The organism is Soehngenia saccharolytica DSM 12858 (assembly GCF_059568515.1).
Genome location: NZ_JCANTN010000005.1, coordinates 37,106 through 59,398 on the forward strand (window position 1 = coordinate 37,106; position 22,293 = coordinate 59,398).

Below are 22,293 nucleotides of genomic sequence, written 5' to 3' on the forward strand. Positions count from 1 at the left end.
TCTTGCCATATTTCTTAGCATGGTTTAATGCTAAATCAGCTTTTTTTAGTAAATCTTCATAATCTTTAGCCTGTAGAGGATAAATAGCAACCCCTGCACTGAAATTTACATTGTATTCCTTGTGCAATATGTCTTGTACTTGATCAGCATATTTTAATATCTCTATTATTTTATCCTCTAGCTTGATTTTCTGTTCTTCTTCTTTAAGGAGCAAGACTAAAACATATTCGTCTCCGCCAAATCTATACATATAATGTTCTTATGGAAAAAGTCCGAATATCCTATCTGCAATATCTACAAGTAATCTGTCTCCTGCACTATGGCCATATATTTGATTAACTAAATTGAAATTATCTATATCTGCATACACAAACACTATCTCGAGATTTTCATTCTGTGCTTTTCTTTGCAATTCTATCATGTCCTTTTCTAGCTTGTATTTATTTGAAAGACCAGTTAGCTGATCATAGTATGCAAGATCATATAATTGATTTTCCATCTCTTTTCTTTCAGTTATATTGCCACCAATAAATATTATATCTCTTACTCTATTTTCTTCATCAAATAAAAATGAGCTGCTCCAAATTATTGTCTTTTTTTGTTTGTCTTTTGTAATTAACTCAATTTCCATGTCATTTATCTTATTACCTGAAATTGTATCTGAAATCAAATCATTCAACATTGTCTTATTTGTATCATCAGCAACTAAATTTAAAATGCTAATCCCAATAAACTCCTCTTCTTCAAATTTAAACAACTCTTTAAAAAATTTATTTACACTTATTATTTTGCCTTGTGAATCGCACCTGATAACCACGATTGGAATGTCGTTTAAAATTATATCTAATAATTTTCTCTCCATTTTTAAATCTTCTTCTAATTGTAGTTTTTCAGTTATATCGATGTGCGAACCACCAATTGCAATTGGTTTGCCGTACTCGTTATACTTTACTTTTCCAGTCGTTACAATCCATCTATAATCACCTTTCGCTGTCCTAACCCTTAAAGCATTTTCATAAACTCCATCAGAATCTAAAAGCATCTTATCAAACTTATGTAAGGAATAAGATAAGTCCTCTTCATGTATATGTGTTCTCCATTTTTCAATAGTATTAATTTTTTCTTGATACTCTTCTGAATATCCGAATTGAGGTTTTGCAAGTAAAGATGTAAAATAGATGTCTTTTTGAATATCCCAGTTCCATATGCCATAATTTGATCCTTTGATCGACAGCTCAAACTTTTGTTCCATTTCTCTTAATTTATCTTCATACATTTTATATTCGCTTTTTACATGTTCTATTTTGTTTTCGAGATCTGAAATGTCACCATAAGCACTTTTAACTTCTAATACTGCATGTCTATACATTTCGAACTGTCTCTTCAATATAAAATAAAATATCAAAGCAGTTACCAACATATAGACCCAGCCTTTGTATAAAGATATTAAATACAAAGTTTGAGGGTTGTCAGTAAATAGAGATGCTATTTTATCAGAAAAGAAAATCCAAACTACCCCAATCGCAAAGTAAATCAAAGCCAGTTTAAAGCTTCTTTTTTTAGGATCTAGATTTTCTGTTAAATCTATTCGATTTTTTTCATTAAAATCTAAATTCGTCATATATTCCTCCATGATTTTTTCTATTTATACCCATTTTATTGGACTTTATTTGCCAATATTTTCAAAAATTCACTTGCAGCTGAAGAAATAACATTTTCATCAATATAGCAAGCTCCTATGCTTCTTTCAGGAATTGTTATATCTGTTGAAATTTCTACAATCTCTTTCTTCATTAAGTATTCATTTGAAAACTCTCTTACAACAAAAGCTACCCCAAATCCATTCTTCACAAATTCAAGCACTAAATCATGTGAACCAAGTTCTATTTGAGGTTCAATTATTATCTCCTTAGAGAACAAGAAATTTTCAACATATTTTCTAGTATTAGACCTGCTATCTAACATTATCAATGGACATTCTAAAACCTCTCTTAATTTAGTAGCACCCTTGATAATGTTACCATATTTTTCACCAGCTACAAGGATATCTTGAATTTCTTTGATTTTTTTTATTTTCAAATTGCTGTCGCTAATTGGCAAATTACATATTGCTAATTCTATTTCTCCAAGCTCAACTAGTTTTACTAAATCTTGAGATGTACGATTTACAATCCTCAATTGTATGTTTGGATAAAGTTGCTTATATGATAATAAAGTATCCAATAATAAATATCTTAAAATTGTATCGCCAACGCCAATTGTCAATGTCCCTGAGTCTAATTTTTTTGCTTCTAATAATTTTTGCTCACCTAATTTTATCTGATTTATCCCTTTATTGACATATGAAAATAGCACCTTTCCTTCACTATTCAGATTAACTCCTTTCGAAGTACGAATGAACAAGGTAACTCCTAGCTCTTGTTCCAACTGTGCAATAGCCTGTGAAACCGCGGGTTGACTTACAAATAAATTTTTTGCGGCCTTTGTTATACTTTGCTGTTCAGCAACTTCATTGAATATTCTAAATAAATCTAATTTTTCTATCATATAAATTCTCCTTATGCTTGTCATAAAATATATTTATTTTACTTATGATATAATATATTATATACTTAATTCATAAAGCAAGCCATTATTTTTAGGAGGTTATCATGGAACGAACAATTGGAACAACTGTAAGAAGTCTTAGGACACCTATCATAAGAGAAGGAGATGACATAGTAAAAATATCCATAGACACCATAACAAAAGCTACTAAAGAAGCTAATTTCGAGATTCAAGATAGGGATTGCCTTTGTATAACTGAATCTGTTGTAGCAAGAGCGCAAGGAAATTATGCAACTATTGATGATATAGCACAAGATATCAAAAATAAATATTCAAATGAACACTTTGGTGTTATATTCCCAATTCTTAGTAGAAATAGATTTGGAATTATATTGAAAGGAATAGCAAAAGGGGCAAAGAAAATCACTTTAATGTTGAGTTATCCTTCTGATGAAGTGGGTAATCATCTGGTTGACATGGATGTGTTAGATATCAAAGGAGTAAATCCATGGACAGATGTATTGACAGAAAAACAATTCAGAGAATACTTTGGATATAGGAAACATAGATTTACTGGAGTTGATTATATTGAGTATTATAAATCTATATTAGAAGAATACAATGTTGATTATGAAATAATATTTTCTAATAATCCTCTAACTATACTTGAATATACAAAGGATGTTTTAGCTTGTGATATTCACACTAGAGAGAGAACTAAAAGCTTATTGAAAAAATATGGTGGAAGAAAAGTATATGGTTTAGATGAGATATTAAACGCTCCAATAAATGGAAGTGGTTATAATCCAGAATATGGCTTGTTAGGTTCAAATAAATCCAGTGAGGAGAAAATTAAACTATTCCCAAGAGATGGTCAGCCAATTGTTGAATCTATTCAAGATGAAATAAAAAATATCACGGGAAAAACAATAGAAGTTATGATATATGGCGACGGCGCATTCAAAGATCCTGTAGGAAAAATATGGGAGCTTGCAGATCCAGTTGTATCCCCTGCTTACACAAAAGGTTTGGAGGGAACACCTAATGAAATAAAACTAAAATACCTAGCAGATGATCTCTTTAAGGACTTGTCTGGTGAAGAATTAAGAAAAGCAATTTCTGACTATATCGCAAATAAAGATGGTTCTTTAGTTGGAGAAATGATTTCTCAAGGAACTACACCTAGAAGACTTACAGATCTAATAGGTTCATTAGCTGACTTAACTTCAGGAAGCGGAGATAAAGGCACTCCACTAGTATATATTCAAGGTTATTTTGATAATTATACAAAGTAAAATAGGTAGCTTTCGCTACCTATTTTACTACTAATACCGATTTATTAGCATAATTTAATACCTTGTTAGAAACACTTCCCAAGAGAGATCTTGAAGATATGTTCCAGCCCCTTCTACCCATCACTATTAAATCAACAGCTTCTTCTTCTGCAGTTTCAATTATTGCTTCTGCAATATCTTCTGCATTTCTTAATCTAGTTTCAACTTTGTAAGGATAATCTTTAAAAATGTTTAAAGCTTCATTAAGTATTGATTTCCCGGTCTCAATGTTTTTCTTGCTCAATTCCGTGGTAAAATCTTGGTCAACAACATAAGGATTGTCTTTTAAACTATTTACTACGCATAAAATGATGACATCCGACTCGTTATTAAGTCCAAATTCTTTCGCTTTTATTAAGGCTTTCTTAGAGTTTTCTGATCCATCTACCGGTACTAAAATTTTCTTCATATCCGATCCCTCCCTTTTAATATAAATACCCATATACTTTAAAAAACTAATCCTCTTCTAAAAATCTTTTTACGCTTTCTACCACTCCATCTTCACCTATCATCAATAGTATGTCACCATTCTCCAAAGTAGCATAAGGTCCAGGCGAAAGAATGGTTTCATTGTTTCTTCTTATCCCTACTATTGTAGCTCCTGTATTTTGCCAAAAATTAAGTTCTCCTATTGACTTGCCAATGTATTGACACTTATTTGTTATTTCCAATTCAAATGGGGTCAATGCTGTGATATTGCTTAATACACTACTTCTTTCTATAATTCTGTCCACAATATGCAATATGTCATCTTCTATTTCTCTTTTTTTATCGAATAACTCCTGTAGCTTAATTCTGTAAGATGTAACGCTTTCTATATTTTTAAATCTGTTTATGTATTTATATGCTTTTTCTTTTGAAATTATAGTAATTCCACTGCCTTTTGATGATTCTACCACTCCTACATCTTCAAGTATCTTTATTGCTCTTCTTATTGTTTCTGGAGAAACATTGTAAGTTCCAGCCAATGTAGATCTGCCATGGAGTTTATCCCCTTCTTCATATTGGCCTTTGTATATTGCATTTGCTATATCCAATGCTATTTTTTCATATCTAGGTGTAGATCTATTATCTTCCATTTTATGCACTCCCATCTCATCATTTATTGTTGAATAATATATTATTAATCTCTAAAATTATTTCATCTGAGTTTATAGCTCTGCCATCGTATTTAAGTATACTATTGTCTATTAATATATTCGTATACTCGTTGATTAAACTCTTTAACTGAGAAAGATAATTTTGCTCTACAACTATTATTTTTTTTGCCTTATTTGAATAATAATTTAATCTCTCAACTGGAAATGGATAAATGTCACCAAAAATTAATGCTCCAAATTTCTCACTAGTTGAATTTAACCTTAACACAGCTTCTTTTATAGCACCATAGGTCGAACCAAACCCAACTAACAAATATTCAGGATTCTCTGCTCCAATATAATCGGGTTCTTGAATTTCTGTTCTTAAATTATCTAATTTCTTCATTCTTTTTTTCATCATATTGACTCTTGTTTCGATAGATTCATCTATATTGCCATATTCATTGTGTTCATGGCTATCAACTAAAACTAATTTTTCATTTGCAATACCTGGAACCAATCTAGGAGAAATGCCACTTTCTGTGTATTTGTATCGTTTATATCTTTCGTCTTCTATCTCGTTTTCGTTGGAAATATATCTTTCTATTGTGATTTTTGTAAAGTCAAAGGGTTTTATAGTCATATCATAGTCAGCCAGATATTCATCTGTCAATAAAACAACTGGAATCTGATATTTATCAGCTAAATTAAATGCCCTTGCGGTTTGATATAAAGCATCTTCTGGGCTTCTTAGTGCGATAACCATTTTAGGAAATTCTCCATGCCCTGCGTGTATTACAAATCTTAAATCACCTTGTTCGCTTCTTGTAGATAGCCCTGTTGCAGGCCCAGGTCTTTGTGCATTGAAAAGTACAATTGGAATCTCCATTATACCTGCTAGACTTAGAGCTTCTACCATAAGTGCAAATCCACCGCCTGACGATCCTGTCATTGCCCTAACTCCTGCAAAAGATGCCCCTAAAGCCATATTTAAGGCAGCTACTTCATCTTCTACTTGATCCACAACAATGCCCATTTCATTAGCATGTCTTGATATATAACTCATCACGCTAGTTGATGGAGTCATTGGATAGCCACAGTAAAATTTAACTCCTGCTGCAATAGCACCTAAAGCTAACGCTTGATTCCCATTTATCAAAATTTTATCGTCTTCTAGACTCTGTAGTTGATATTTATTCTCTCCAATTTTATATCCTGTTTCAAAAGCCTCTAAGTTGACATCGATATTTTCATCTTTAAAAAAAGTTTTAATAGTATTTGCTGCAATATCATATGAAATACCTAAATATTTAATGATAAATCCAACACCAATAGTGCCTACAACTTTAGTATTCCCAAGATCTTTAGCTAATTTTTGCAAAGGCAGCTTAATAAAGTCGTTCTCTTCAAAGCTTTCATCACATATAATAATGCCACCTGATTTTAATTTATCGTGATGTTTTGATATAGTTTCTTGTGTCATAGCGAATATGATGTCTACTTTGCTATTGTAAGTATATATTTCATCATCAGAAAAACGAATTTGCATAAAATTGTGTCCACCTCTTACCATAGACATATAGTCCTTGTAGGTGAATACATTGAAACCTGCTCTTTTTATTATTTTTTCTAATAATTCAACAACAGTTTCAATTCCTTGCCCTGCTGCTCCACCAATTAATATTGAATAATCCATTTTTACCCTCCTAATAAAATTCTTCTAATAGCTTCTGCGCATTTGTAGGGTTTAGTTCAGCTTTTACTAATGGCTCCCCATTTTCAACAAACGGAAATCTTTGCTCATAAGTTTCTTTTTCTACTTTATATAAAATGCCAATTGGGATTCTATCTCCAAATTCTAATGACTTTTTATAAGCTAGTTCAAAATCTGTATAATCATAGTCATCATTTAATTTATAAACTCTATCTTTATACCATTTAAATGTATTTATTTTATTCCAAACTACGCATGGTTGCAATATGTCAACATGTGCATAGCCCTTATACAATATTGCTCCTTTCATCAAATTTGATAAATGCTCAATATCTCCAGAAAATCCTCTGGCTACAAATCCAGCGCCCATTGTTAAACTTAAAGCTAAAGGATTTAGCGGATTTAATTTTACACCATCGAATTGTAAAGTTGTTTTCTGGCCTAATGCAGTAGTTGGCGAACCTTGCCCTTTTGTAAGCCCGTAAATTTGGTTGTTGTGTACAAAATGTGCTATATCTACATTTCTTCGAATAGTATGAATGAAGTGGTTTGCTCCTTCTCCATATGTATCACCATCTCCAGATTCAACAATTACTGTAAGGTCTTTATTAGACATTTTTATTCCGATTGCAGGAGGAAGTGCTCTTCCATGTAATCCATTAAATCCATTCAGGCCTATGTAGTGTGGCATTTTTGCAGCCTGTCCTATGCCAGATACTAGAACTACTTTAGATGGATTTATCTCTAAATCTTCTAAAGCTTTCTTTAAAGCGTCTCTGATCATATAATTTCCGCAGCCAGGGCACCATGATGGTTTATATAGTTCATATTCGCATTTCATATTTTCTCCTCCATATATTCATATATTATCTATATTATACTTTATTTTAGAAATAATTCAAAAATTGAGCAAAAAATAAAGACAGTAAAAACTGTCTTTAAATTGCATACATATAGTCATGAATATTTTTTTTTATTATCTTTGCAGGAACCCCAACAGCAGTTGAATTCTCTGGAACATCTTCTAGCACTACAGCATTTGCTCCTATCTTTGAATTGTCCCCTATATTAATAGGCCCTAAAATTTTAGCTCCTGCACCAATCATTACATTGTTCCCAACTGTTGGATGCCTTTTTACGCCCCTTTGAGTGCCTACTCCTCCCAAGGTAACTCCATGATATATCGTAACATCATCCCCAACTTCAGCTGTTTCCCCAATAACTACACCCATCCCATGGTCTATAAAAACTCTTTTTCCAATTTTAGCTCCAGGATGAATTTCTATTCCTGTTTTCTTCCTCGCTCTGTATGAAATCCATCTAGCTAAAGTGAGATGACCTTTCTTATATAGTGAGTGGGATATTTTATGAGCCAATATTGCTCTTACCCCTGGGGAAAAGAATATAGCTTCAAATAAGCTATTTGTTGCAGGATCTTTTTCTAAAACATTTCTTCCTTCTTCAATTAAAGTCTTAATCATTTTTATCACTCCAAATTAAATAATGCAGTAGTGAGATATCTTTCTCCTGTGTCTGGTAGTACAGTGACAACTTTTTTGCCTGAACCTAATTTTTTGGCTATTTCAAGACTAGAATAGTAATTTGCTCCTGAACTAATGCCCACTAGCAAGCCTTCTTCCTCAGCTAAATATCTAGCCCATTTAAATGCATCTTCATCTTTTACACTAATTATTTCATCAACAACGCTATCGTCATATATTGCAGGAATAAAATTAGCTCCAATTCCTTGTATTCCATGGCCTGCTGGATTTTTACCTGTAAGCACTTGAGATTTTTCAGGTTGTACTGCGACTATCATTATATTTGGATTGATTTCTTTTAAAGCTTTTCCAACACCAGATACCGTCCCTCCAGTACCTACTCCAGCGACAAAAGCATCAATCTTACCTTCAAAATCTCTTAATATTTCTCTTGCTGTTGTCTCGTAATGAGCTAAGACATTAGCATTGTTTTCAAATTGTCTTGGCCAAAAATAGGCATTTTCTCTTACTAATTCTTCTACCTTATCTACTGCCCCTTTCATACCTTTTGCTCCCTCTGTCAATATCAACTTTGCCCCATAAGCTTTTAAAATCTTTCTTCTCTCGACACTCATTGTATCTGGCATAACCAAAATTACTGGATTTCCTATAACCGTTCCTATCATAGCCAATGCAATCCCCATGTTCCCACTGGTAGCTTCTACAATAGGTTGATTTTTTTTCAATCTTCCTGTTTTTAATGCCTCATTAATCATATATAAGGCTGGTCTGTCCTTTATGCTTCCTCCAGGATTAAAACTTTCTATCTTTACATAAATATCTGCCTGATCTTTAACTATATTTTTAGTTTTTACTGTTGGAGTATTTCCAATTAATTCTAAAATATTTTCATATACCATATAAAGCCCTCCTATTTTTTATAATAAAAAATCCTCTGCGCCTGTATATTAAATATACAGAGGCAAAGGTCTACTTCGCGGTTCCACTCTGTTTGGGAAATCCCATCTCTTTAGATACTTTCATATCTTAGCCATATAACGGCGGCATCCGAAAAAGTCTACTGAGCCTTCGACTTTTTTGCTCATTGGTGCACTTCCCAATAACTATACATAAACTTCTCTCAGCAAGTGAAGTCCTCTCTTTGATGTAATCATTATGGTACTTTACCAATTCCTAGCATTTTAGTATCTATTAGATAATATAACAAATATTTTTAAGTTTTGCAACAATAATTTATCTATTATTCAATAAATCTATAGAAATTTCATTTGCCATATATTTTACTTTCTCAATGTCTATAGTTTTAAATTCCTTTTTCTCCATTAAAATATTGCCATCCACAATAACTGTGTCAACATCACTTCCATAAGCGGAATATGCTAATGTTGAAAAAATATTATTTCTTGGGCAAAGATGTGGCTTGTCCATGTCCAAAATTATTATATCGGCTTTCTTTCCAACCTCTAATGAGCCTATTTCTTTCTCTATACCTAATGCGTATGCCCCGTTTAATGTAGCCATTTTAAGCGTTTCTAATGCTGTTACACTCATGGGATCATTGTCAACTGCTTTATTAACTAGACTTGCCATGCTTATTTCTTTAAACATATTAAGATTGTTATTAGACGCTGCTCCATCAGTTCCCAAAGCTACTCTTATTCCTTCCTTTAGCATCTTATTGACAGGCGAGAAACCACTTGCTAATTTAAAATTGCTGCTAGGGTTGTTTACAGGATGAACATTTTTTTGTTTAATTAATTGTATATCATCCTCATCAATATGTACACAATGTGCAGCTACCGTATGTAATTCAAATAACCCTAAATCGTTCATATGCTTAATAGGTGATTTATTATACTTACTAAAGCTATCCTCAACTTCATCTTTAGTTTCCGCCAGGTGAATGTGTAAACCTGCATTTAGTTTTGAAGCCGAATCCATTATTTTCAACAAAAATTCAGGGCTACAAGTGTATGGAGCATGTGGTCCAAACATTATTTTTATTCTGCCATTTAAAGAATTATTATAATCCATAAAAAGTTTTTCATTTTCTTCTATTTTATATATTGAATTAGAGTCTTCTTCTACAATACCTCTCGCTAAAGATGCTCTCATTCCTGAAATATCTAAAGCTCTAACAACTTGATCCATAAAAAAATACATATCGCAAAAAGTAGTTGTACCTGATGATATCATTTCTGACATGCTCAGTAAACTAGCCCAATAAATATCTTCTTCAACCAATTTTGCTTCAACGGGCCATATTTTTTTAGTTAACCATTCTGAAAGAATCATGTCATCAGCGTAATTTCTAAAAAGGCTCATGCCTAAATGAGTATGACAATTTATTAAACCGGGCATAGCTAATTTATTTAGTCCTTCAATCACATAATCAACTTTATTTTTGTCAATTTCTTCAATATCTCCAATATGCGTGATAATATTGTCTTCAATCACAATATTAGATCTATCATAAAATTTGTTTTGCTCATCCATAGTAACAATATCAACATTTTTAATCAAGATTTTCATTTTGTTCTCCTCCTATTTTGTTAAATCTTAGTGGTATATATGTCTTTCTTTTTAAATGTAATTGCTGAAAAAATAAATCTCACTAATAAATCTATACCCATCGCTATCCAGATCCAATAGATTTTAGCCTTTAAAAAATTCGTAAGTATTAGCACTAAAGGAATTCTAACTCCCCATAATCCGACTCCAACATTTACCATGCTTATTTTAGAATAACCAGCACCTCTTAATGCTCCATTTAGAACACCAGCTATATTTTGAGGTAATTGCACTAAGCCCATAATAAATAAGTATTGAGCTCCTATTTGTATGACTTCTGTGTTATTTGTCAATAGTCTCATTATTTGATTTGGAAATAAAATTAAAGATAATCCTGCTATTGATGTAATTATAGCTGAATATTTATATAAATACTTCATATATTTTTTTGCTAATTCATTATTTTTGGACCCCACAGCTTGTCCAACAAATGTAGATGCAGCAATCCCAAACCCCGCAGCTGGCATATACGACATGGATTCAGCTTGTAATCCTAATTGATATGCAGCATAAGCAATTTCACCATAATTAAGGATTGCCCTTGTAATGATAATTGATGCAAATTGCCAAAAACTCATCTCAAATGCAGTTGGTATTGAGAATTTAATCAAATTTTTAAGCTCATTCATGTTGATTATCTCATGAATTTTGAAATTTTTTATTCTAAATATACTCTCTTGATATGTTAAAAAAATAAGTCCTGCTATTGATGCTATTAAATAGCTTAAAACATATGCTATTGCAGCACCTCTTAACCCCAATTTTGGAAATCCAATTTTCCCAAATATTAACAGATAACTTAAAATTATGTTGAAAAAATTCAATATGAGTACAATAAACATTGGTGTCTTTGCGTTTCCCATACCTTGAAATATACCAGAAATTAGTAATATCAAAGCTGAAAAAGGCAGGCTCAATGCTATAATAGTTAAGTATAATTTTGCTGATGCTAATAATGAAGCTTTGGGATTAAAGATCAGTAATAATTTAGAACTAAACTCAAACAGTATGATCATAAAAAAGATAGACAAAAATAACAATATCACAAATGCACTAATACTTGTTTTTCTAATCTTCTCTCTATCATTTGCACCATAGCCTTGCGCAACAAATACTGAAGCTCCTGTTGAAATTCCTTTAAATATTGCCCATATTATTCTGAAAATTATATTGCTAATCCCTACTGCTCCTACAGCGATTTCACTTATTCTTCCAACCATTGCCATCGATACAACTCCTGCTGTCATCTGAAGTATATTCTCTGCTGTAATCGGAAGTATCATTGATAAAATTTTCGATTTAATTGTTTTGTCAGCTTCCATATAGACCTTCCTATAAGGAAAAATTTATAAATCTCAAAACCTCAATATAGTCATCGGATTCAAACCGTATCGATTTTTCATTTATTTTAGAAACTCCTTTGTACATTGAGTATCTATAAGCATCACAATGGTTATAATATTCAACCTCAATTGTAAAGTACTTTGGTAATTCCTTGTTATTGTTTATGAGAGAATTGCTAAAAACTTCTCTTACATTTTCTTCAATAAGTTCTAATGCCAGTTCTGGGTGAATATTAATAGTAGAATTGCCTATTCCTTCTTTAACTGCAACGGTGGATATATTTGAGTTGTATTTTTTTACTTCATCACAAAGCCCTTTATCTCCAGATAAAAATGCAATTGGAACTTTAAAATACTCTGCAATATATGCATGAATTAAAAATTCACTCGCAATTTGTCCATTTATGGTTATTTTAGAGACTTTAAGGCTCATTGTATGTGATAAAGGATTGCTCGATGAAGATGCAGGTGAGTGATAACCAACAAAGAGAATTGCATCAAAGCTTTCATCCAATCCTTCTACCATAGAAAAAATACTCCCACTCCATGATCTTATGAGCTTTGTGTTTTTAGGTAAATAATTATGGTCGATATTTCTGCCGCTGTCATGAGCATCTTTTATAATTATCTCATCAGCTCCCATTTTGTTAAGGGCAACACAACATGCATTTACTTCCTTAGTCATTTGTGATGATAAACTAATATAAGATGGTTCTTTTTTTTCTGTCTCATCCCAAGTTGTAGTTCCCGTAATCCCTTCAATATCTGCGCTTATATATACTTTCATTCTTTAATCACCCCTTTATTTCTATACTCTAAATAATATAACAGATTTAAATTAATTGCTATAATTATTACTGTAAAAATAAAATATATCTGATATAATAAGTAACTACAATGATTTATTAGGAGGTAATTTATGGATTACATAGTAAAAGCTTTCATTGAAATACCAAAAGGTAGTAGCAATAAATATGAATATAACAAAGAATACAAGGTATTTGAACTTGACAGAGCATTGTTTTCCCCAATGTTTTATCCAACAGATTACGGATATATACCGGATACATTAGCAGAAGATGGAGATCCAATTGATATCATGGTTCTTTTAGCTCATCCAACTTTTCCAGGTTGTTTAATAACCGCTAGAGTTATAGGAATGTTTATGATGGAGGATGAAAAGGGAAAAGATGAAAAAATAATAGCAGTTCCTTTAAATGATCCAAGATTTGAGGATATGAAATCAATCGATGACATGGGTTCACACTTAAGAAAGGAGTTTGAGCACTTTTTTAAAGAGTACAAGAGATTGGAAGGAAAAGAAGTAATTGTTGGTGGTTGGGCTGGAATTGATGAAGCTATAAAAGCTATTGAAAGATCAATAGAAGCATACAAAAAATCAAAAGATGAGAATTAGATGATAATAGTTATCATTTACAAATTTGACTTCATATGCTATAATAAAACCGGTTTAAATTATCGCGGCAATTTTTTAGGGAGTTGATAATTTAATGGCAAATATGAAGCAACCAAGGTTTAAGCAATCGAGACGATTGGGGCTTAATGTATGTGGTCATCCTAAGGCAATGGATCGAGCACAAAAGGGCAGTTCAAGAGCAGACAAAAAATTGTCAGAATACGGAAGACAATTATTAGAAAAGCAAAGATTAAGAGCTTATTACGGTGTTATGGAGAAGCAATTTGTCAGATATGTAAAATTGGCAAAAAAATCTTCTGAACAAACTGGTCATGCTCTAGTTAAACTCTTAGAAACAAGATTGGACAATGTTGTATATAGAGCTGGGTTTGCAAGTTCAATAAGGCAAGCTAGACAAATGGTAGTTCATGGCCATATATTGGTAAATGGCAATAAGATTGATATACCTTCATATCTTCTATCTGTTGGAGATGTAGTGAGTTTAAAAGAAAAATCTAAGTCAATAGAGCTTTTCAGAAATAATTTTGAAAGTAATTTATTAAACTCATTGCCTTATTTAACTAAAAATGAGACGAATATGTCCGTAGTGCTTGAAAGAATGCCAAACAGAGAAGAAATCCCGATTGAAATTGAAGATCAATTGGTCGTAGAATACTATTCAAAAGCAATGTAGAGCTGAATGATATCAGCTCTACTTTTTTGTTGCTTCAGTATTTTTTAGCAAATAACTGCATACTTTTCTTTAAATTCTTTTTCTACATAGTCAGTAGTTTCTTTAGGTTCAAACAATTTTCCATTTTCTACAGCTTTCAATTTAGCTTTTTTATCTTCAAACATAAATCCATCATTCATGAATACTCCATTGGAATTTAATGGCCATATTGCGCTTTCTCCAAGGTCTTCAAAACCGAAGTAATTATATGCTTCTCTTGCCATATCAATAGTAACTTCATTCACAGAATTGTATTTTTTGGTTTCGCCTAATATTTGCATCATAGCATATATTATTTCCCAATTCTGATGTCCTGATAGCGCTGGGATAGCTGCATGTAATTTTTGTATCCTTCTTTCACTATTAGTGAAAGTACCCTTTGATTCTGCATAACTTACAGCTGGAATTACACAGTCTGCTTTTTGGGCAGTAGTTGTCAAGTAAAGATCACTAACAGCTAAAAATTCTAATTTTTCTAGAGGTAGCCCTTCAATGTCTTCTCCAAGTATAAGCATCGCTTTGATTGTATTGTTTTCAATCATATTTTTAATTTCAGCGTTAGGCTTGTCTATTTTAAGATCAGCTAATCCTTGACTGTTATTTTTAGGTTTCAGTTGAATTATTCCTCTTCTAGCTTTTCCTATTTGCCCAGAAACAACAGCTATGCTTGCTATGAGTCTTTCAGCTTCAGGAGTTATATTGTTTTCATCAAATACTATTATAGCTTTCTTGCTTGAAGTATAATCTTTTGATAAGCTGATAATTTCATCATTGGCAACAATACCATTTAAGCTATATTTAAGCTCTATAAATCCATCTGCATTCTTTGGTTCATATCCTAGATCAATTATTGCTTTTAATATCTGTTTTAGAATATCTAAATTATTTTCTGGAGTTATATTTAACTTAGCCCAATCATTTATTTGATCATAGGAATCATTTATAGTTACTAATTTAGCACCTTTTTCAACAGCATTTTTTACTTTTAGTGCAGCGATAGTATGGTTTTTCATCATGTTTGTTCCTACAGCTAAAATAAAGTCAGCATTCTCTAATTCGCTAAATGTACTAGTTGAAGCATCTACACCTATAACTTCTTCTATTCCTCCATAATTTCTGTTAAAAGAGGTAATGTTATCTGTCTTTAATATATCTTTAGCCAACTTTTTAGCTAGATATATCTCTTCGTTTGTATATCTATCAGATATAGCAATCGCAATTGAGTCTGCTCCGTATTTAGCTCGAGTAGATTGAAGTTTCTTAGCAGTAACTAATAAAGCTTCTTCAAATGTCGTTTCCTTAAACTCTCCATTTACTTTCAAAAGTGGGTTTATTAATCTCTTGTTTTGTTTTGCGATATTGTACCCAAATCTTCCTTTAGCACAAAGCAATCCATTATCCACTTCGTTATTTTCTTCAGGTAATGCCCTGTAAAGCATATTTCCTCTTGTAGTAAGATTAATATTACAGCCAACAGAACAATATGAACAAATTGTTTTAGTTTCCTCGGTTTCCACTGGTACAGATTTCTCAATTTGGAGTCGTTCTTGCAATGCTCCTACTGGACAAGCTGCAACACATTGTCCACAAGAAATGCAGGAAGTTTCTGCTAAATCTAATTCCATAGAAGGTTTTACTATAGTATCAAAACCTCTATTTACTAACCCTAGTGCGCCATTATCCATTACTTGGTCGCAAATTCTTACACACAGTCCACACAAAATACATTTATCTGCATTTCTCACTATGAATGGATGATTGTCTTTTTCTTCTCTGTGATGTTTTTCACCATCATATTTTTCTGGTTCTACATCATATTCATTCGCATATTTGTAGAGTTTACATTCAAAATAGTCGTGGCAACCGCATTCTAAGCATCTCTTAGCATCTTCCACTGCTTCTTCTATTGAAAATCCTAAGTTTACTTCTCTGAAATTATCTTTTCTTTCCTCAGCAGATAGATGTCTCATTTTAGATCTGTATTTTATTTCTTTGTCTTTAACATCTTCTTTAGAAAAATCTTTTCTCTCTACAACATATGGTTTTCTATAAGGTACTAAATTACCTTCTAAGAAAGAGTTGATCACTTTTGAGGCTTTCTTAGCATCTCCAATAGCTTTTATTGCTATGTTAGCTCCTTGATTTATGACATCTCCCCCTGCAAATACGCCTTCAATATTTGTAGTAAAAGCATTTTCATCAGCTGCGATAGTACCTTTTCTTGTTTTTTCGATTATTTCAAAACCTTCAAGGCTTGATTCCTGACCAATTGCACCAATTACTAAATCTATGTCTATAAACTCAAACTCGCCTTCTATTGGTATTGGCTTTCTTCTCCCTGAAGCATCTTCTTCACCCAGCATCATCTTTTGCAATTTTATCCTAGTTGCTTTCCCATTTTCGCCAATTATTTCAAGAGGTGCAACCAAGAATTTAAACTCTACTCCTTCTTCTCTAGCCTCTTTGATTTCAATTTCCTCTGCTGGCATTTCAGCTTCTGTTCTTCTATATAAAACATATACTTCTTTTGCTCCCAATCTCACTGCAGTTCTAGCAGCGTCCATTGCAGTGTTTCCGCCACCGACAACAGCTACTCTATTTCCTATTGCAAGAGGTTCATTTATAGTGACTTTCCTTAAGAAGTCAATTCCACCCATTACTCCCTCTAGTTCCTCTCCTGGTACTCTCAAGCTAGAGCTCTTCCACGCACCAATAGAAACATAAACAGCATCATAATTATTCCTTACAAAATCCAAGTCCAAATCTCTACCGATTTTGATATTGTTTATCATCTTAACGCCCATTTTTTCAATGGTTTCGACTTCTTTGTCAATTACATGAGATGGTAACCTATATTCAGGTATCCCGTATCTAAGCATTCCACCCATTTGAGGCATTTGATCATATATATCCACTTCATGCCCATAAGTTCTTAAAAAATATGCACATGATAATCCTCCAGGTCCACCACCTATCACTGCAACTTTTTTTCCTGTTGGCGCTGGAATTTCTGGGATATAAACATCATCGCTGTTAAGATCCAAATCCGCTAAAAATGCTTTCATATAAGCTATCGAAATTGGTTCTTCAACGAGTTGTCTTCTACATGCATCTTCGCATGGATGTGGACATACTCTACCAATACTAGCAGGCAATGGCAATTGTTCCTTAATAAGCTTTAGTCCTTCTTTAAATTCCATATTTGCAGCTAAGCCAACATATCCTTGACAATCTGTATTACCAGGGCAAGCTAGTACACATGGTGGTCTGCAATCTCCAGTGTGATCAGATAAAAGTAATTCAAGTGTATTTTTTCTTGAGCTTAAAACTCTTTCTGAATTAGTAGTAACTACCATCCCTTCACTAGCCATAGTAGCACATGATCTAAGAAGTTTAGGATTCCCTTCAACTTCAACAACACATAGTCCACAAGAACCGTATATTTCAACTTTCTCATCATAGCATAAAGTAGGGATATCTATATTGTTTTCTCTAGCGATTTGCAATATAGTCTGTCCTTCCCTACCAACTACTTCTTTTCCATCTATGTTCAAATGAATTAAAGACATATTTCACCCCTACCTTCTTATAATATATTTACAGCATCAAATTTACATACTTCATAGCATTTCCCACATTTTATACAGGTTTCTTGATCAATGATGTGAATTTCTTTAACTTTTCCACTTATTGCTCCAACTGGGCAATTTCTTCTACAAACTCCACATCCAATACAATTGTCTGCTATTTCATAATGAATTAAAGGTTTACATGATTTTGCAGGGCATTTCTTGTCTCTTATATGTGCTTCATACTCATCTCTAAAGTATCTAATCGTACTCAATACTGGATTTGGAGCGGTTTGACCAAGTCCGCAAAGTGAACCATCTTTTACTTCAACCGCCAATCTCTCAAGTAATTCAATGTCTCCTTCTCTTCCATTTCCATCAACAATTCTTTCGAGTATTTCAAGCATTCTCTTTGTCCCAAGTCTACATTGGACACATTTGCCACAAGATTCTTTTCTAGTAAAATCTAAGAAAAATCTAGCCATGTCAACCATGCATGTGGTTTCATCCATTACGACCATTCCACCAGAGCCCATTATAGCTCCTACTTTCGTCAAAGATTCATAATCTACTGTCACATCCTCTAAAAATGCAGGAACACATCCTCCAGATGGTCCTCCCATCTGAACAGCCTTGAATTTCTTATCGTTTAATATTCCGCCGCCTATGTCATATATTATATCTTTAATTGGAATACCCATTGGCACTTCTACAAGTCCGCCTTTTTTTATCTTACCAGTCAATGCAAATACTTTTGTACCTTTCGATTTATCAGTGCCAAAACTTGCAAAAGCTTTTCCACCATTCCTAATAATCCAAGGCACATTTGCAAATGTCTCTACATTGTTTATATTTGTAGGCTTTCCCCAATATCCTTTTTGTGCAGGAAAAGGTGGTTTGATCCTTGGCATACCTCTTTCTCCTTCTAATGAAGCTATTAATGCAGTCTCTTCTCCACATACAAATGCCCCAGCACCTGCTTTTATTCTAATATCAAAATTAAATCCTGTTCCTAGGATATTTTCCCCTAAGTAACCTTTCTCTTTAGCTTGTTGTATTGCTATTTCAAGTCTCTTTATTGCAAGTGGATACTCAGCTCTTACATATATAATTCCCTCTTGAGCTCCGATTGCATACCCACCAATTATCATGCCTTCTAATACCCTATGTGGATCTCCTTCAAGGACGGATCTATCCATAAAAGCACCTGGATCGCCTTCGTCTGCATTGCATACCATATACTTAGGTGTTTCTTTCTCAATCTTAGCAGCATTCCATTTAAACCATGTTGGAAATCCAGCTCCACCTCTGCCTCTTAGTCCGGATACCTTAATCTCTTCTATTATGTCGTCTTGTGACAATTGAGTCAGGCATTTCTCAAGAGCTTTGTACCCTCCCCTAGCTATGTATTCTTCAATTCTTTCGGGATTTATTACTCCGCAATTTTCTATCGCAATCCTAACTTGTTTGTTTAATGCTTCTTCATCTTCATTTGAAATCTTTTTTTCTGTAATTATGTCTTTATTCATTGCTTTATTTACTAAATCAAGTATTTCATCGTCCATTACTTTAACAAATCTATCAAATTTGCCATCATCATAATATATATCGACTATAGGCTCTAAATGGCACATCCCGACACATCCTGTTATGTCGAGCTTTATATCTAATCCTTGGTCTACTTGTTCTTTTAATTTATCGTATACTTTTTTTGCGCCAGCAGCTATACCACAACTTCCTAAGCCAACTACTACTTTCATTACTTTTCACCTCTTTTTTGTAATGTAGCTTCTTTTATTTCCCTCAATATGTTTTTAGCTTTATCGGGTGTCAAACTACCATATGTTATTCCGTTAATCATCATTACAGGTGATAAGCTGCAGCATCCTAGACATGCCACATTATTTAGTGTAAATACATTGTCTTCAGTTGTCTCTCCATTTCTAATTCCTAATTCTTCATTGATAGCTTCTTCTATTCTGTCTGCGCCATTTACATGGCATGCTGTGCCTTTGCAAAGCATTATTAAATTGTCTCCTACCGGTTTTAGCCTAAACTGTGTGTAAAAAGTTGCAACTCCATAGATTTGTGATGTATGAATCCCAGTCTCTCTAGAAATATGTTCTAGAGCAGATAATGGAAGATACCCGTAAATTTCCTGCGTATGCTGTAAAATAGTTATCAAACTTCCCGGTACATTTTTGTACTTGTCTAAGATTTCATCCATCAATCTTAGATCTACTTCTTCGTCTCTGAAGTGTTTTTTTAAATCTTTAGCACCACAGCACTCCACAATACCAACTCCTTTACAAAAGATATTAGCCTTCAATAGCATTATATATTATAGTTAGAAAATAAACAATAAATAAAGCTACTTGTTCTTCTTTGTTAATTATATAACTTTGTTTACAAAAATGTAATTATTTTTTCAATATTTACACAAAACCCTTTTTATCGAAATTGTGATTATAGTAGATAAAAAGGGTTTTATGTTTACTTCTTTAATTCATTCTGCAATTCTACAATAGACTTTAGACTAATTTTGCTTCTATCTATGTCTAATAGATCAAGTATTTCGTATAGCTTGCTCTCATCTCCTACCTCTATTTCAATATAGGGGTAAGGGTATGTTGCTTCATCCCAAATATCGAAGAATATTTGTGCATCCCTAAATTCATATACCTTTCTTTTCTTATATCCAATATTTATTTTGTCAAATCCCAATTCTCTTAACAAAGTCAACATTGTCTCTTTGGAGTCTATTTTAACATTTAGCTCCAAGTTTTCTCTCAAATCATCATTCTTAATGTTCTTCTTAAGGGTTAAAGTTAAGTCAGTTTTTGAATTTAACCTATCTTTAGTCTCTCTTATTCTAAGATATGCATCGGTGTAAGACTTAATTGGATTTTTTGTGGAATCTATTAAAATATTCTCCTGTTCCTCATCTGAAATGAGCGTACCTCCTTGATCAATTACCTTCCTCTCAACTTCATTTAAATCAACATTTAGTATTTTTACTTCTAGTTCTTTTTGCATAAGCAACTCTCTTCCACTAAAGAATAAGCATCTTTATCGCATATGACAGTTAAATTAGAATGTAGATGCAAGAAAGACACAGGTAGATACGTAGTAATTCTGTCTTTAGTCAAAAATTCAAATAGTGCTTTACTTTTACTTTTTCCACTGGCTAATAGGATTATTTCTTTACTTTTTAATATTGAACCAATTCCCATAGAGATTGCTTTTTTGGGAACATCGTCAAGTGAATTGAAAAATCTCGAATTAGCTATAATTGTATCTTCAGTTAAGTCAACAACAGATGTCTTAGTATTTAAATATTCGCCAGGCTCATTAAAAGCAATATGACCATTGCCACCAATTCCTAATAGCTGAACATCAACTCCTCCTGACTTTTCTAATCTATTCTCATATTCCTCCACTTCTTTACTTAAATCTAAAGCCTTTCCATCTGGGATATTTACATTTTTCAAATCGATATTTATCCACTTGAAAAGATTCTCCATCATGAAATAATAGTAGCTATTAGGATTGTCTTTATCCAATCCCACATACTCATCTAGATTGAATGTTGTTATTTTGCTAAAATCAATTTGGCCTTCTTTATACATTTTTACTAACTCCTTATACGTTCCAATAGGTGTGGAACCTGTAGCTAGCCCCAATATGATGTTAGGTTTTTCTTTTACTTTTGATCCAATCATTTGTGCACAAACTTTACTCATCTCATCGTAATTCTCTTTTACTATTACTTTCAATATCATCACTCCAAATCTTTTTTAATTTAAAATCTAAATAATCGCTTGACACAAGATAACACGTTATGCCCTCCACATCTCCTTCGACTGCATATTTATGCCCTTGAGAATGCAAATGTCCGTAAACACATATGTCTACTTCATATTTTTTTAACATATAAAAAAAATCATTGGGCTTTAAATTCAAATCGAAAGGAGGATAATGCAACATTGCTATTTTAAGCTTTGCTGATTTAGGCATTGTAGTCAATGATTTCTCTAATCTCATCAACTCTCTATTATATATTTTTAGGTCATCTTCAGTAAATAGCTCGGAATCCTTTGATGACCAAGCTCTTGTCCCAGCTATAGCTATTCCATCGTATATATATGAATCATTTTTTAAAAAATGTATTGTATTAAGGCCTAGAGAATTTAATTTAGCTACACTACTCCACCAATAGTCATGATTACCTTTTATCAAAACCTTTACGCCAGGCAAGTCGTTTATTTTCATCAAATCTACTTTGGCTTCTTCTAATTTTAACGCCCAAGATATATCTCCGGGTATCAATACTAGATCATCGTCTTTTACATTTTCTATCCAATTCTGAAATATTTTTTGTTCATGATTTTCCCACTCTACACCAAATATGTCCATTGGTTTGTTTTTTGTCGCATCTAAGTGCAAGTCTCCTATTGCATAGATCATTTTACACCTCTATTCGT

General features: G+C 32.7%; 19 protein-coding genes, 1 pseudogene and 1 other annotated feature. Of the genes and pseudogenes, 3 read left to right on the forward strand and 17 right to left on the reverse strand.

Annotation, left to right across the window (positions count from 1 at the left end; all coding sequences use genetic code 11):
- Position 1: 1 nt before the first annotated feature.
- Positions 2–1,633, reverse strand: a pseudogene (locus tag BO51_RS02425) (diguanylate cyclase domain-containing protein); the annotation flags it as partial.
- Positions 1,634–1,656: 23 nt separating this feature from the next.
- A complete protein-coding gene (locus tag BO51_RS02430) occupies positions 1,657–2,547 on the reverse strand; it encodes a LysR family transcriptional regulator (protein ID WP_496483623.1) in 891 nt (296 codons plus the stop codon).
- Positions 2,548–2,651: 104 nt separating this feature from the next.
- Between BO51_RS02430 and BO51_RS02435 the strand changes: the two genes are divergently transcribed.
- Positions 2,652–3,842: a coenzyme F420-0:L-glutamate ligase gene (locus BO51_RS02435; RefSeq protein WP_496483625.1), complete on the forward strand. Its 1,191-nt coding sequence runs from the start codon at positions 2,652–2,654 to the stop codon at positions 3,840–3,842.
- Positions 3,843–3,861: 19 nt separating this feature from the next.
- On the opposite strand, the gene BO51_RS02440 is transcribed toward BO51_RS02435, so the two are convergent.
- The 9 genes from BO51_RS02440 to BO51_RS02480 all read right to left on the reverse strand — a co-directional run bounded on the left by BO51_RS02440 (position 3,862) and on the right by BO51_RS02480 (position 12,877).
- Positions 3,862–4,290 carry a universal stress protein gene (locus BO51_RS02440; protein WP_496483627.1) on the reverse strand — a complete coding sequence of 143 codons (429 nt, stop codon included), beginning with the start codon at positions 4,288–4,290 and terminating at the stop codon, positions 3,862–3,864.
- A 46-nt stretch (positions 4,291–4,336) separates the two neighbouring features.
- Complete coding sequence (locus tag BO51_RS02445; protein ID WP_496483629.1) at positions 4,337–4,960, reverse strand: GntR family transcriptional regulator; 624 nt, start codon at positions 4,958–4,960, stop codon at positions 4,337–4,339.
- A 19-nt stretch (positions 4,961–4,979) separates the two neighbouring features.
- The gene (locus BO51_RS02450; RefSeq protein WP_496483631.1) at positions 4,980–6,656 is read right to left on the reverse strand and encodes a 2-oxoacid:acceptor oxidoreductase subunit alpha; all 1,677 of its coding nucleotides are present in this window, start codon (positions 6,654–6,656) and stop codon (positions 4,980–4,982) included.
- A gap of 10 nt (positions 6,657–6,666) precedes the next feature.
- A complete protein-coding gene (locus BO51_RS02455; RefSeq protein ID WP_496483632.1) occupies positions 6,667–7,515 on the reverse strand; it encodes a 2-oxoacid:ferredoxin oxidoreductase subunit beta in 849 nt (282 codons plus the stop codon).
- A 97-nt stretch (positions 7,516–7,612) separates the two neighbouring features.
- Positions 7,613–8,164 carry a serine O-acetyltransferase EpsC gene (gene epsC / locus BO51_RS02460; protein WP_496483633.1) on the reverse strand — a complete coding sequence of 184 codons (552 nt, stop codon included), beginning with the start codon at positions 8,162–8,164 and terminating at the stop codon, positions 7,613–7,615.
- Entirely contained in the window at positions 8,161–9,075 is a 915-nt protein-coding gene (cysK, locus tag BO51_RS02465; protein WP_496483634.1) for a cysteine synthase A, read from the reverse strand. Before cysK ends, epsC begins: the two co-directional genes overlap by 4 nt.
- 55 nt (positions 9,076–9,130) lie before the next feature.
- Positions 9,131–9,360: a binding site (T-box leader), on the reverse strand.
- Between the two features lie 49 nt (positions 9,361–9,409).
- Positions 9,410–10,708 (reverse strand): amidohydrolase, encoded by a 1,299-nt coding sequence (locus tag BO51_RS02470; protein WP_496483635.1) that lies wholly within the window; start codon positions 10,706–10,708, stop codon positions 9,410–9,412.
- 20 nt (positions 10,709–10,728) lie between these two features.
- Positions 10,729–12,069, reverse strand: coding sequence for an MATE family efflux transporter (locus BO51_RS02475; protein ID WP_496483636.1), 1,341 nt, complete (start codon positions 12,067–12,069; stop codon positions 10,729–10,731).
- Positions 12,070–12,079: 10 nt separating this feature from the next.
- Positions 12,080–12,877, reverse strand: a complete 798-nt coding sequence (locus BO51_RS02480) for a M55 family metallopeptidase (RefSeq protein ID WP_496483638.1) — start codon at positions 12,875–12,877, stop codon at positions 12,080–12,082.
- A gap of 132 nt (positions 12,878–13,009) precedes the next feature.
- Here BO51_RS02480 and BO51_RS02485 point away from each other — a divergent pair, with 132 nt between their 5' ends.
- Both BO51_RS02485 and rpsD read left to right on the forward strand, forming a co-directional pair.
- The gene (locus BO51_RS02485; protein WP_496483640.1) at positions 13,010–13,507 is read left to right on the forward strand and encodes an inorganic diphosphatase; all 498 of its coding nucleotides are present in this window, start codon (positions 13,010–13,012) and stop codon (positions 13,505–13,507) included.
- 94 nt (positions 13,508–13,601) lie between these two features.
- Positions 13,602–14,201 (forward strand): 30S ribosomal protein S4, encoded by a 600-nt coding sequence (gene rpsD / locus BO51_RS02490; RefSeq protein WP_496483641.1) that lies wholly within the window; start codon positions 13,602–13,604, stop codon positions 14,199–14,201.
- 44 nt (positions 14,202–14,245) lie between these two features.
- On the opposite strand, the gene BO51_RS02495 is transcribed toward rpsD, so the two are convergent.
- From BO51_RS02495 to BO51_RS02520, 6 genes are all read right to left on the reverse strand, one after another.
- Positions 14,246–17,809, reverse strand: a complete 3,564-nt coding sequence (locus tag BO51_RS02495; protein WP_496483643.1) for a molybdopterin-dependent oxidoreductase — start codon at positions 17,807–17,809, stop codon at positions 14,246–14,248.
- A gap of 17 nt (positions 17,810–17,826) precedes the next feature.
- Positions 17,827–19,569, reverse strand: a complete 1,743-nt coding sequence (gene nuoF / locus BO51_RS02500; protein ID WP_496483645.1) for an NADH-quinone oxidoreductase subunit NuoF — start codon at positions 19,567–19,569, stop codon at positions 17,827–17,829.
- Positions 19,569–20,102 carry an NADH-quinone oxidoreductase subunit NuoE gene (gene nuoE / locus BO51_RS02505; RefSeq protein WP_496483647.1) on the reverse strand — a complete coding sequence of 178 codons (534 nt, stop codon included), beginning with the start codon at positions 20,100–20,102 and terminating at the stop codon, positions 19,569–19,571. The genes nuoF and nuoE overlap by 1 nt, the downstream gene beginning before the upstream one ends.
- A gap of 200 nt (positions 20,103–20,302) precedes the next feature.
- A complete protein-coding gene (locus BO51_RS02510) occupies positions 20,303–20,845 on the reverse strand; it encodes a class IV adenylate cyclase (RefSeq protein WP_463261188.1) in 543 nt (180 codons plus the stop codon).
- Positions 20,830–21,585, reverse strand: a complete 756-nt coding sequence (gene nagB / locus BO51_RS02515) for a glucosamine-6-phosphate deaminase (RefSeq protein ID WP_463261187.1) — start codon at positions 21,583–21,585, stop codon at positions 20,830–20,832. The genes BO51_RS02510 and nagB overlap by 16 nt, the downstream gene beginning before the upstream one ends.
- On the reverse strand, positions 21,554–22,276 hold the full coding sequence (locus tag BO51_RS02520; protein ID WP_496483650.1) for a metallophosphoesterase: 723 nt from the start codon (positions 22,274–22,276) through the stop codon (positions 21,554–21,556). The genes nagB and BO51_RS02520 overlap by 32 nt, the downstream gene beginning before the upstream one ends.
- Between the last annotated feature and the right edge of the window lie 17 nt (positions 22,277–22,293).

What these genes read in the sequence shown, in the direction of transcription:
- BO51_RS02440 (WP_496483627.1), bottom strand. Translation starts at nt 4,290, where the DNA reads ATGAAGAAAATTTTAGTACCGGTAGATGGATCAGAAAACTCTAAGAAA.
- BO51_RS02430 (WP_496483623.1), bottom strand. Translation starts at nt 2,547, where the DNA reads ATGATAGAAAAATTAGATTTATTTAGAATATTCAATGAAGTTGCTGAA.
- nuoF (WP_496483645.1), bottom strand. Translation starts at nt 19,569, where the DNA reads ATGAAAGTAGTAGTTGGCTTAGGAAGTTGTGGTATAGCTGCTGGCGCA.
- BO51_RS02475 (WP_496483636.1), bottom strand. Translation starts at nt 12,069, where the DNA reads ATGGAAGCTGACAAAACAATTAAATCGAAAATTTTATCAATGATACTT.
- BO51_RS02450 (WP_496483631.1), bottom strand. Translation starts at nt 6,656, where the DNA reads ATGGATTATTCAATATTAATTGGTGGAGCAGCAGGGCAAGGAATTGAA.
- BO51_RS02480 (WP_496483638.1), bottom strand. Translation starts at nt 12,877, where the DNA reads ATGAAAGTATATATAAGCGCAGATATTGAAGGGATTACGGGAACTACA.
- BO51_RS02510 (WP_463261188.1), bottom strand. Translation starts at nt 20,845, where the DNA reads ATGCAAAAAGAACTAGAAGTAAAAATACTAAATGTTGATTTAAATGAA.
- BO51_RS02485 (WP_496483640.1), top strand. Translation starts at nt 13,010, where the DNA reads ATGGATTACATAGTAAAAGCTTTCATTGAAATACCAAAAGGTAGTAGC.
- cysK (WP_496483634.1), bottom strand. Translation starts at nt 9,075, where the DNA reads ATGGTATATGAAAATATTTTAGAATTAATTGGAAATACTCCAACAGTA.
- BO51_RS02435 (WP_496483625.1), top strand. Translation starts at nt 2,652, where the DNA reads ATGGAACGAACAATTGGAACAACTGTAAGAAGTCTTAGGACACCTATC.
- BO51_RS02455 (WP_496483632.1), bottom strand. Translation starts at nt 7,515, where the DNA reads ATGAAATGCGAATATGAACTATATAAACCATCATGGTGCCCTGGCTGC.
- BO51_RS02445 (WP_496483629.1), bottom strand. Translation starts at nt 4,960, where the DNA reads ATGGAAGATAATAGATCTACACCTAGATATGAAAAAATAGCATTGGAT.
- BO51_RS02520 (WP_496483650.1), bottom strand. Translation starts at nt 22,276, where the DNA reads ATGATCTATGCAATAGGAGACTTGCACTTAGATGCGACAAAAAACAAA.
- BO51_RS02495 (WP_496483643.1), bottom strand. Translation starts at nt 17,809, where the DNA reads ATGTCTTTAATTCATTTGAACATAGATGGAAAAGAAGTAGTTGGTAGG.
- BO51_RS02470 (WP_496483635.1), bottom strand. Translation starts at nt 10,708, where the DNA reads ATGAAAATCTTGATTAAAAATGTTGATATTGTTACTATGGATGAGCAA.
- rpsD (WP_496483641.1), top strand. Translation starts at nt 13,602, where the DNA reads ATGGCAAATATGAAGCAACCAAGGTTTAAGCAATCGAGACGATTGGGG.